This is a genomic window from Methylophaga sp. UBA4204 (assembly GCF_002379485.1).
GTDB lineage: Bacteria > Pseudomonadota > Gammaproteobacteria > Nitrosococcales > Methylophagaceae > Methylophaga.
The window spans coordinates 3,800-14,701 of sequence record NZ_DFTU01000064.1 but is presented as its reverse complement, the minus strand read 5'-3'; the positions used below and the strand labels follow the sequence as shown (position 1 = coordinate 14,701).

The window sequence follows — 10,902 nt, the reverse complement described above, 5'->3', positions numbered from 1 at the left end:
CCAATCGCCGTTTGAATGCTTTGCTGCAGACTGGCGATATCCAAACCCAACAAAGCTAAATGATCACGTTGTGGTTCAATGGATAACATCGGTAAACCCGTCAATTGTTCCATTCTTACATCTGAAGCACCAGTGACACCAGACAACATTTGCTCAGCCTGACCGCCCAGTTGATAAAGCGTCTCCAAGTCATCGCCATAAATTCTTAATGCCACGTCTGCACGCACCCCGGCAATCAGTTCATTGAAACGCATTTCAATCGGCTGGGTGAATTCATAGAGATTTCCCGGCACTGCTTCAACCGTTTCTCGTAATTCTGCCAGGAATTCCGCCTTACTCAATTGGGGTTCAGGCCATTTTTCGATGGGTTGCAAAATAACAAAGGTATCCGCAACACTTGGTGGCATCGGGTCGGTGGCAATATCCGGCGTACCAATTTTCGAGTACACATGTTTAACCTGTGGAAACTCGGCTATTACCGATTCCAGCTGATTTTGCATCGCCACAGATTGTTCAAGTCCGGTGCCAGTGACCCGCAATGCGTGCAAAGCGATATCACCTTCATCCAGTTGTGGCAGAAACTCGCTACCTAAACGCGAACCATAATAAACCGTGATACTGACCATCAACGTGGCCAGTAAGACAATTATAAAAGGCAGACGTAAAGACAGGCTTAACAGCGGACGATAAATCCACCGCGCTACCCGCATAATTGGATTTTCCTGTTCGGCTACCCTGCCGGTGATCAATACCGCCACCGCGGCTGGCACAAAAGTCACCGCAAATATCAAAGCCCCGGTTAGTGCTGCCACCACGGTAAACGCCATGGGATGAAACATTTTTCCTTCAACACCGCTGAGGGCAAAAATGGGGAGATACACCAGCATGATAATAAACATGCCAAATACCGCCGGATTAAACACTTCCCGGGTACTCTCAATCACCTCCGCCAAGCGTTCCTGCAAACTTAATAACCGGCCCAGACGTTGCTGTGCCAAGCCCAGACGTCGCAAGGCATTTTCCACCACAATCACCGCACCATCGACTATCAGTCCAAAATCAATCGCTCCCAGACTCATCAAATTGCCCGACACTTTGTTACTGACCATTCCGGTAATGGCAAATAACATACTTAACGGAATGACCAGCGCCGTTATTAACGCTGCCCGAATATTTCCCAGCAATAAAAACAACACCACAATGACCAGTAGAGCACCCTCGAACAGATTTTTTTGTACCGTTTTGAGTGTTTTATCGACTAATGTGGTCCGGTCATATACAGCTTCAGCCACAATGCCTTCAGGCAAGCTTTGATTTACCTGTTCCAGGCGGTCAGCAACGGCTCTGGCGACCACTCGACTGTTTTCGCCAATCAACATAAAAGCCGTACCTAACACCGTTTCCTTTCCATCCTGGGTCGCCGCGCCGGTACGTAACTGTTTTCCGTAAAATACTTCGGCCACATCCATTATCCGGATCGGCGTGTCATCACGTTTGGTGATAACGACATTTCGAATATCTTCCAGAGAGGTTAACTGACCTGGGGAACGTACCAGCCACTGTTCGCCATTCCGTTCAATATAACCGGCACCAGCATTCTGATTATTACGTATTAATGCTTCGCTCAGTTCAGCCAGGCTGACTTTGTAGGCCAGCAGTTTGGCTGGATCAGGGGCTACCTGATATTCACGTTCATACCCACCGATACTATTGATCTCAGTAACGCCCAGCACTTTTACCATCTGGGGACGGATAATCCAGTCCTGTATGGTGCGTAAATCTTCTGCGGTATATTCAGTGCCATCGGCTTTCAACGCATCCGGTTTCGCGCGGACACTATAGGTAAACACCTCACCCAAACCAGTGGCGATCGGTCCCATCTGTGGTTCTATGCCAACAGGTAACTCACTGCGAATTCCCTGCAGACGTTCATTTATCAACTGCCTGGCAAGATAAATATCCGTATCTTCTTCAAATACCACCGTGACCTGAGATAACCCATAGCGTGATAAAGAACGGGTGTAATCGAGATTGGGTAAGCCGGCCATAGCATTTTCAACGCTATAGGTAATTCGCTGTTCAACCTCCAACGGTGAATAACCTTCTGCTTCGGTATTAATCTGCACCTGAACATTGGTAATATCCGGTACAGCATCAATATTAAGCTGGAAAACATTGTAAGCGCCCACTCCGGCAATAAGTATTGTTAAGAATAGCACCAGCCATCGGCGGTACACTGAAAACTGTACAATTGAATGAATCATGCTTAATTCCTAGTGATCATGGCTGGCGCCGGATTTAAGCATCTCGGCCTTGAGCAGAAAACTGTTTGTCGTCACATACTGGCTGCCTGGTTTTAACCCCGAAAGCACTTCGATATAGTCCGCTCCCCGTTTGCCAAACGTGAGCATTCTGACTTCAAAAGTATTGCCATTTTGGACAAACACCACCGGCATATCCCGATAACTTTGAATGGCGCTGTGTTTTACTGCCAGCTCCGCAGGGTATTGTTCAACTGTCACTTCAGCGTTGACATGCATACCGGGTCGCCAATGCCCTTCTGCATTGGTAATTTCAGCACGAGCCCGGGCAATGTGACCTCCGGTCATTTTGGGAGAGATGTAGCTAATTTTTCCCTCAGCTGATTCATGTTGATGTAAATCCTTTACCTTGACCGGCATACCGACCCGTAATTGTTCGATATCAGCTGGGAACATCGACAGCTCAACCCAGACTCGGGATAAATCACTGACTTCCAGCAAACTGCCCATATCAGTGTGATCACCGGCATTGGCCATACGCCTGGTGACCTCACCGTTGGCCGGACTGCGGATAGAGTAGTTTTGCAAAGTGGTTTGATTACGCACGGTCACTAACACCTGACCTTTTTTGACTTTATCGCCGGTATTAACCATCACCGATTCAATAATGCCGGGGTACGGCGCATGCACCCGATACTGGCGGTCCTCCGCTACACTGACTACACCATAGAGGGAATTGGTTATTGATAGGGTTTGTGGTCCAGCTGACTCAGTTTCTATTCCTGCCAGCGTTATCATGCGATCCGATATCGTGCTGCGACCTTCAAAACTTTCATAGTGCCAATGATGGGACTTACCCTGATATTCGGCTTCCACAACCACTTCAAATGAATGTGGTTCGTCTATAACCGTATCCCCTAACAGATAATCAGCTTCGGTCGTAAAGTCGATAAGATTCTGTTCATCGTCCAGCCGAGTTAAGGTTACCGTTAAATTGATCTGCTGAGGATCGACTGGCTTTCCATTTTCATAGGCATAAACCCGCATTTCCGGCGGTACGCCCTGTTCATAAATGGTTATTTCTACCGCAAAGTTTTCATTTTCCAATAACCTTCCGCCATGCGGTCCTTCCAAGGTTTCTTCGTGATCATGCGGTTCACTATGAGCATGATCGGTCGCCGCTAGAACCACTGAACTCGACAGTGCCAGCAGGCTAAAAAATAAGATGATTAATTTCATTGGACTATTCCTGATAACTGGCGGTAAAGATTGATCGGCTTAAAGGCATCCCGGTTAACCGTTCCAGTTCAAGTAACTGGGTATGCACAGCGGTTTGTGCTTCAATCAGATCACGTTCAACAGTGAATGCTTCGCGTTGCGCATCAATCCATTGCAAGACGTTGTATTGGCCTGATTGATAACCGGTTTCGGTTTGTTTCAGCAGCTCCTGAGTCAAAGGCGTCAGTGTTTTTTGTAGCCGATCAATTTGTTGATGGTTATTCAGCATGGCCTGATAGATTTCCAATAAAGCCATCCGTGATTCAGTTTGGGTCAGCTGTTGCTGCAAAATTCCGGCTTCATAGTCCGCGTGGGCGGCGGCGATATTGCCCTGATTACGGTCGTAAAACTGCAACGGCATCGAAAAACTGAACACCAAAGCATTATCGTTTTGCCCTTCAAGACGTCGAACACCGGCGCCAAAGCTTAAATCAGCTCTGGATTTGGCTTCACTCAGACGTAATTGGGCTTCACGCAAGCGGATTAAGCTATGGCTCTGTAAGAAGGCCGGGGAATGCAGAATGGCCTGTTCCAAGGTATTCTGTTCTGGCAAAGTTGGCAGTTGCTTCAATTGCCCTTCCAGTTCGGCAAAATCGACTTCTTCTCCCCAACTGGCTGCAACTTGCTGATAAGCAAGTTTGCGTTGTCCATTTAGCTGTTGCTGTCTGGATTCAGAACGTTCAAGCAACAGTTGCATACGTAAAACATCTGCCTGACCAACCGCTCCGGCGGCAGCCCGTTTTTGTATAACCTCCAGGGCCTGCTGCTCAATCTGAATACGCTTCTGGTTCCAGCTTAATAAAGCATCTATTCTTAATGCCTGCAGATATTTAGCGGTCACATCAGAAAGCGTGTCCAGACGCTGGATCTCAAATTGCTGTTGCAATTGATTGGATTTGGCATCGACCAGATCGACGCGTTTTTGCCGTTTATCGCCCATTTCAACAAGCTGGCTTAACGATAAAGTGAATTCCGCACCGGAAAGACCCCGGCTATTGCCGGTACCCAGCACATTTTCCAAATCTGCCTGTAATTGCGGATTGGGTGGCAACCCAGCCTGTAGCTTCTGCGCTTCGAGTGCACGTTGCTGATAGGGAAACTGTTGTAGTCTCGGGCTTTGTAATAACGTGCGCTCTAGCGCTGTGGCCAGATTCAGACTTGTTTGTTTATCTGCGTGCACGGCTGACGCCGCCAACAATAAAGAGGTCAGCAACAGCGGCATCAATACCCTGTCAGCGAGCGAATTTATTTGATAATTCATGATGAACTCCATAACACCACCAGCTGAAAAGCCAGCAGCTAAACATTAAATTGTTTAAAACGTTATGAAGTTAAGCGTTAGGGGGAGGTAACAGAGGGGAATAATACAAAGTAACCAGCTGACTGCTAGTGGCGTTGGCAACGGCATCAGCCGTCCGCGCCTGAAAAAAATAGTGAATAACTGACTAAATCAGCAACCAGGTGCAGATGCAGATGATGATCATGATCAATATCCTCATGCTGATAGTCGTGATCAGCATGACTATGCGCAATGCTTAAATGGGCTGAATAATGATCATCTGGGAGGTGAGCAACGGACGCAGTAACGCCACTGACCATCAATAAATTGATGATAACAAAGATAGCGGTCAGTATGCGTAAGCGGTTAACCATAAAGCAATTCTAGCGTGATTGCATCGTTAAAGTCAGCCTTTTAACAACACGGCATTATCAGGAATATTCTGTTTCAATATTTCACAGTCACCCTGGGCCGGTTGCTGATCGGGAGCACGGTTTTTGTACCAGATACGGCAAAAACCCGGTGAGGGTATATATTCAGCAGGTACTGCGCTGGATGATCCCGAATAACGATCACTGTTGACTACACTATAAGCAGCACAACTACTCATAGCCGCCAGTATCGGTAATATCAGTAGTCGTTGAAGACAGGTTATCGTTAATTTCATCTTGTTATTCCTTAGCAATGTCTGGCTATTGAACATCCGCCAGTTTCGCGGCTTTTGCAGCCGGTCTATCAACGCAAGTAAAGGCAATTAAGTTGGCAAAAAAACCAACAACCAAAGCATCAATCTGCCATGGCTGCTGTAATACCGCATTCCAGACAATGGCAGAACCGATTCCAGCCACCGCTCCTGCAATAAACCGTTTACGACTTACATAACAGCCCAGAATCGCCATCGTCAAAGGCACTAATACAGTTGGCGCCCAAAAGTTATACGCATAAATCAGAATATCGATCACGCTATCAATCGATAAAGCAAAAACCATTGAAGCAATGCCCACCAGTAATGTGACCACACGAGCGAGCATTAATTCTACTGTAGCCGTTAATGGTTTTTTGCGTAATGGCCTGACAATATCATTACTAAAGGCAATTGATGCCGAATTTAAAAACGAATCTGCTGAAGACATAATGATAGACACAATGGCTGCTGCCACAATACCTTGCAGGATTGGTGGCACAGCCTGTTGAATGACATAAGGCATCGCTAAATTAGCATCTAAAGAAGGCTGCATGGCTAATGCCACTAAACCAATCAAACCGGTGATGGCAAAAAATGGGATCGAGAACAATCCGCTTAATAATGACCCACGAATAACATCTTTACTGCTTTTACCAATTAACAACCGTTGCAGATAGGGTGGTACCAAGGTTTCACCCAGCATGAAAGTCATAAATAACGATAATAATGCAATAACTGCCAACGGTTCTGTGGGCAAGGTAAAGTGCGTTGCAGGTAAATTGTTTTGCATGGCTTGCCAGCCGCCAACATGCTGTAAACCAAAATATAATGTCATGGGAATGCCGAACGCCAGCACGATAAATTGAATAATATCGGTCCAGACTACGGAACGCATTCCACCAACCGTTGAATAGGCGATAACGATGCCGCAACCGATTAATACACCCCACACACGATCAACATCAAGAAACAGGTTAAACACATACCCCATAGCACCAATTTGGGCACCAAGGATCCCCGCACATAGAGCGAGCGAAAATACACCACTGAAGAGTCGAGCGCCTTTACCGTAATGTTCATCCATAATATCGCCCACTGAAATGGCATTTGGATAACGCATCATTTGCGGAGCAATATATCGAGCGACCAGAATTTCTTTTATGCTAAAGTCCCATAAGGCAACAATATTACTGATGCCAACCAGAAATACCTTTTCAGCATTTCCCATGGAAAAACCACCACCGATAAATGATGCCGATAAAGTGGCAAATATCACCAGCATGCCAAAAGATTTTCCTGCCAGAGCATACTCGTGCATGGTTTTTATGCCCCGTCCGGCCCACAAGCCTATAAGCAATACAAAAAACAGGTAAATAATTACAACAAGGGTTTCCATATCCACTTATCCAAGAAAATGAAGTTTGGTAGAAGCTTACGTGTTTTTCAGGCATTAAAAAACCACCCGAGCACAATGTCTGGGGTGGTTTTAATTAAACTTGTAGTATGTAGCGTTAACTTCTTGTCATACTTTCACGTTAATGATATTGCCTAAATTTCCCTGCGGCACTGGAACTGCATCCAGTAACTTCAATACCGCCTGGCCTTGGGCCTCAATCTGATCATTGCTGAGTTTAAGCGTCGCAACCATTTGTTGCTGGGCAGACTGCTGAACGGACAACTGACTTGCCATTGCAGCAACATTTGTTGTATCCATTATGCCTCCCTAAAAACTTATCTAAATGCTATATCGGCAGCTTATTTCAAAACTTTATCGGCAATTTGTTCTACAACAAACCCCAACACCTGCCGTATTTCATTTCGTGGCTGATCTTCCATCTCAGCAATCTCAGCAGCTGAGTGACCTGCAGACCAATGTTGGCGGACAATACGCATTTTTTCAGCCGTTAATGAACTGAGCACTTCTGCTGTCATTTGATCCTCTATAAATTCAGGATCGACTTCACTTAGTTCCAGCTCACCAGTTACCGGCATTCTATCCTGCTGTCCCCATCTTTCAAGTAACAGACCCGCCTTGCTAATCCGTTCCTTACGCTGGTGTTGCAACGCTTCAATCCGCACTTTACCAGCAGTACGATTCAGTTTTTTTCCCACAGCACACCTGCCTGACGTCAATGAACTGAATGTTAATAACTTTTGATGACCAGCGAATTAGCGGGTCAGAAAAGCATTATTTTTCTTCAAAGAAACGCTTAAATACGTCTTTTGCCTTATTACGCGTATCCTCATTGTAACCGACAACCAACCCGGCAAGTAAAGTCGCTAAAACCGATTTACCAGGATGCTGATGTACAAACTTGCTGAGCGCAGGAGTAATAACTGCTTGCAGCACATTCTCCAAATCATCTACATCGGGTTTATTGGAGGTCTGGAAACTTGGTGATGCTTGTTTTGTGCGGTAAACAGCAAACTTTGCTACCAACATCACCAGTATGGCAGTTAACACATAACCACCCGCGGTGATGATGGCAGCAATATCTGGTGGATAATGAATCAATAACGCAAGATAAACAGCAAAACCAGCGAAGCCAAGGGCAAATATGCCTAGCAGTGTTGCTACTGCTAGCGCGACAGTATTAATTTGTACTCTTGATCGCCAGCCCATATATTTCTCCTGTGGCTTGTTTCCATTATAGTTGAGATGGGAATGGAATTACCGATCCAAAATTTTACCGAGAACCAAACCAACACCAAAGGCGACAGCCATACTACTGTAAGGGTGGCTCTCTACTTCGCTTTGGACTTTGCCAAACGACTCTTTCACTTGGTCCTGTGCTTGTCCTGCTGCGACTTTAACACGGTCCTGGCTCTCTTTGGCATAAGCGGAGGTCATCTCTCTTAACGTCTTTGTAACTTCTGCAAAATCCTTACGTAAGTTATCCAGTTGTTCCTGAAGTTCCTGATTACTAGCTTGAGTTGCCATTTGACTATCTCCTTGAATTAGTTTTACTGATTGATACCGCTATATCTTAGACACCGGTGTTAACCCGATTACTTCAAAATTAATCGGTTGCCTCTTCTATTGCGTCTCCACTTTCTTCAACGCTTTCATCGATGGCCTCACCTGCTTCTTCTGCTGGACCTTGATCCTCACACGCTGTGAGAAAACCTGCACCAGATAAAACAAAAGCCATTAACAAGACTTTGGATAAAAAGCGAAATGAATTTGAATCGGTATTTTGGAACATAATCATTTACCTCATATTAAAGAAATTAAACATCGTAAAAAGTGTATAAATTGATTATAAATTTTGAATCAGTGAAACATCTTTCGATTCACTTTTTCAAGTGTACTCTCAAGCTAACTTTTTGAGTTAAATTTCGCTTTAACCTGTGTTAAGGAGCTTTTTTTTTAAAAATCCTATGGTGTAACTCCATTCAACTCTAACAAGGACATACCATGATTAGTTGGGCGTTAACATTTCTTATTATTGCAATTATTGCCGGTGTTTTAGGCTTAAGTGGTGTTGCAGGAACTGCAAGCAGTATTGCATGGATTCTATTTGTGATCGGTTTGGTGCTTGCACTGATATTTTTTATCACCGGCCGTAGACCACCACTTTAACTTAACCCAATCTCCAACGATTTAAAAATTTAAATAAATAATACAAAAAATAAGGGTTAGATTATAAATCTGATCCTAGTAATAGCGCAGGATCGAAATGAGATAAAGTCACCCCAGCCATTTAATTTATTTGGTAGGCTATGCTCACCAAATTGTTAGATGGTTACCTTTTGGCACCGCCCGTTTTTCGGGTGGTGTCTTTTTTTTGGATTAACGCTAATTTATTAGATTGACTTCGCATATTTCCGGGGTATATTTCATCCCCATCATATTATCTTATGTTGATATTAGGAACGCTTATGAGCTCACCTTTGACTGAGAGTTGTATAGTTCATCAGTTTCAAAAATTCGCTGATCTCAACCAACATGAAATCAGTTTGTTACAAGCATTGGAAAAAGATCCCCGAAATTTTGAGGCCGATCAGCCAATGGCTATAGAAGGCGGCAAAGCCGAACGTTTTTTCACTCTCCAGTCAGGCTGGGCCTGTGCCATGCGCACACTTGCCGATGGACAACGTCAGGTATTGGATATTTTCCTGCCAGGCCAGATTCTAGGTCTGCGTGAAATCAGTTTTGATCGAAACCTTTCAGAATTCCGTACATTGACGGAAGTAAGAGCCTGCCCGTTTCCACGCCAGCGTCTGACTGAAATTTTCGATCAAGCGCCTCGGTTGACCGATTTGTTTTTTTTGATCCTTGCCCGAGAGCAATCCATGCTGATTGAGCGGGTCATTAATATCGGCCGACGCAGCGCCGTTGAGCGGCTGGCTCACTTTATTGTGGAGATGAAAGTAAGGCTCAATGTCGAAGCTGACAAATTTGAATTACCCATGAATCAAACGATTATTGGTGATACCTTAAGCCTGTCTTCAGTACATGTAAGTCGTACCTTTAAAGTACTGCGTGATGAGGGGTTACTTGAGTCGAATAATGGCGATATTCATATTCTGGATCTGGAAGGTCTTATAGATATTTCCGGGTTTGATCGTAATTATTTAGAAAGTCATTCCAACTGGGCCAGAGAAGACTAAACCCTACCTAAACGCTCGATAACAGTCACATCATCGATGGAATCAACGTCAGCTAACACCCCTCTTTCAATTGTCATAATTTTGTGAATCTTATCCACTTCTCGCTGTAACAGGTTTTTGGCACCTGTATCACCCTCTAACGCCATCAGCTCATCTTTATAAACGCTATTAAATCCCACCGGGTGACCACGTTGATCATCATAATAGGGTGCCGTAATGCCGGCACCCTGCTGTAAGCTCTCACAAATCTGCCGTAATACGGCGTGTGGAATTAGTGGCATATCGGCCAAACCGATGACCCAGCCACCAGCTCCCGCTGTTGCGGAGATGGCGGCTTTAAGACTGTGGCCCATGCCAGACATTGCCTGCTCGGCTTCAATCAGATTAATTTTTTCATGCTGTTGATCCGACCAGCTAATAATTGCCTCTTTTAACAACAGATTATCCGGCCGGATTACAATGCATAATTCATCAAACACAGAACACCACAATTGCAGCGTATGTTGAATCAATAGTTGCCTTTTGTTCGCTATCGTTAGCTCATGTAACAGTTTGTCCGCACCAAAACGTGATGATTGTCCAGCGGCCAGAATGATCCCGGTGGGAGCCCTTTGCTGATTCATTTAATTACAGACAGATTGAACTTCTTCAGCCCTGAATGGCTTTCTGACCATTGTTGATCGTCTTAGCTGAATTAGCTCGGCTAATATGGCGATAGCAATTTCAGGCGGTGTTCGGCTGCCAATCGATAAACCTACTGGTCCATGCAATCGCTCAATTTCCAG

Annotated in this window: 15 protein-coding genes; 2 read left to right on the top strand and 13 right to left on the bottom strand. The window is 45.0% G+C overall.

Annotated features, from left to right (window positions below):
* From B3182_RS09310 to B3182_RS09260, 11 genes are all read right to left on the bottom strand, one after another.
* Nucleotides 1-2,264: efflux RND transporter permease subunit (locus tag B3182_RS09310; RefSeq protein WP_292752495.1), on the bottom strand; the 2,264-nt coding region annotated here is incomplete at its 3' end.
* A 9-nt stretch (nt 2,265-2,273) separates the two neighbouring features.
* On the bottom strand, nt 2,274-3,500 hold the full coding sequence (locus tag B3182_RS09305) for an efflux RND transporter periplasmic adaptor subunit (protein ID WP_292354305.1): 1,227 nt from the start codon (nt 3,498-3,500) through the stop codon (nt 2,274-2,276).
* A 4-nt stretch (nt 3,501-3,504) separates the two neighbouring features.
* Nucleotides 3,505-4,800 (bottom strand): TolC family protein, encoded by a 1,296-nt coding sequence (locus B3182_RS09300; protein WP_292354303.1) that lies wholly within the window; start codon nt 4,798-4,800, stop codon nt 3,505-3,507.
* A 146-nt stretch (nt 4,801-4,946) separates the two neighbouring features.
* Nucleotides 4,947-5,192, bottom strand: coding sequence for a hypothetical protein (locus B3182_RS09295; RefSeq protein ID WP_292354301.1), 246 nt, complete (start codon nt 5,190-5,192; stop codon nt 4,947-4,949).
* 32 nt (nt 5,193-5,224) lie between these two features.
* Complete coding sequence (locus B3182_RS09290; protein ID WP_292354299.1) at nt 5,225-5,485, bottom strand: hypothetical protein; 261 nt, start codon at nt 5,483-5,485, stop codon at nt 5,225-5,227.
* 25 nt (nt 5,486-5,510) lie between these two features.
* Nucleotides 5,511-6,899, bottom strand: coding sequence for a sodium:solute symporter family protein (locus tag B3182_RS09285; protein ID WP_292354297.1), 1,389 nt, complete (start codon nt 6,897-6,899; stop codon nt 5,511-5,513).
* A 126-nt stretch (nt 6,900-7,025) separates the two neighbouring features.
* A complete protein-coding gene (locus tag B3182_RS09280) occupies nt 7,026-7,217 on the bottom strand; it encodes a YjfB family protein (RefSeq protein ID WP_292354295.1) in 192 nt (63 codons plus the stop codon).
* A 41-nt stretch (nt 7,218-7,258) separates the two neighbouring features.
* On the bottom strand, nt 7,259-7,615 hold the full coding sequence (locus tag B3182_RS09275; RefSeq protein ID WP_292354293.1) for a hypothetical protein: 357 nt from the start codon (nt 7,613-7,615) through the stop codon (nt 7,259-7,261).
* A gap of 76 nt (nt 7,616-7,691) precedes the next feature.
* Nucleotides 7,692-8,126, bottom strand: a complete 435-nt coding sequence (locus B3182_RS09270) for a phage holin family protein (protein WP_292354291.1) — start codon at nt 8,124-8,126, stop codon at nt 7,692-7,694.
* A gap of 48 nt (nt 8,127-8,174) precedes the next feature.
* On the bottom strand, nt 8,175-8,444 hold the full coding sequence (locus B3182_RS09265; RefSeq protein WP_292354289.1) for a DUF883 family protein: 270 nt from the start codon (nt 8,442-8,444) through the stop codon (nt 8,175-8,177).
* A gap of 79 nt (nt 8,445-8,523) precedes the next feature.
* Nucleotides 8,524-8,709 carry a hypothetical protein gene (locus B3182_RS09260; protein ID WP_292354287.1) on the bottom strand — a complete coding sequence of 62 codons (186 nt, stop codon included), beginning with the start codon at nt 8,707-8,709 and terminating at the stop codon, nt 8,524-8,526.
* A gap of 212 nt (nt 8,710-8,921) precedes the next feature.
* On the opposite strand from B3182_RS09260, the gene B3182_RS09255 reads away from it, so the two are divergent.
* Both B3182_RS09255 and B3182_RS09250 read left to right on the top strand, forming a co-directional pair.
* The gene (locus B3182_RS09255) at nt 8,922-9,086 is read left to right on the top strand and encodes a DUF1328 domain-containing protein (RefSeq protein ID WP_292354285.1); all 165 of its coding nucleotides are present in this window, start codon (nt 8,922-8,924) and stop codon (nt 9,084-9,086) included.
* Between the two features lie 299 nt (nt 9,087-9,385).
* Nucleotides 9,386-10,117, top strand: a complete 732-nt coding sequence (locus B3182_RS09250) for a Crp/Fnr family transcriptional regulator (protein WP_292354283.1) — start codon at nt 9,386-9,388, stop codon at nt 10,115-10,117.
* Here B3182_RS09250 and B3182_RS09245 read toward each other — a convergent pair.
* Nucleotides 10,114-10,740 (bottom strand): nucleotidyltransferase family protein, encoded by a 627-nt coding sequence (locus tag B3182_RS09245; protein WP_292354281.1) that lies wholly within the window; start codon nt 10,738-10,740, stop codon nt 10,114-10,116. The two genes, B3182_RS09250 and B3182_RS09245, sit on opposite strands and share 4 nt — an antisense overlap.
* Nucleotides 10,741-10,887: an XdhC family protein gene (locus tag B3182_RS09240; protein ID WP_292752535.1), complete on the bottom strand. Its 147-nt coding sequence runs from the start codon at nt 10,885-10,887 to the stop codon at nt 10,741-10,743.
* Nucleotides 10,888-10,902 lie beyond the last annotated feature (15 nt).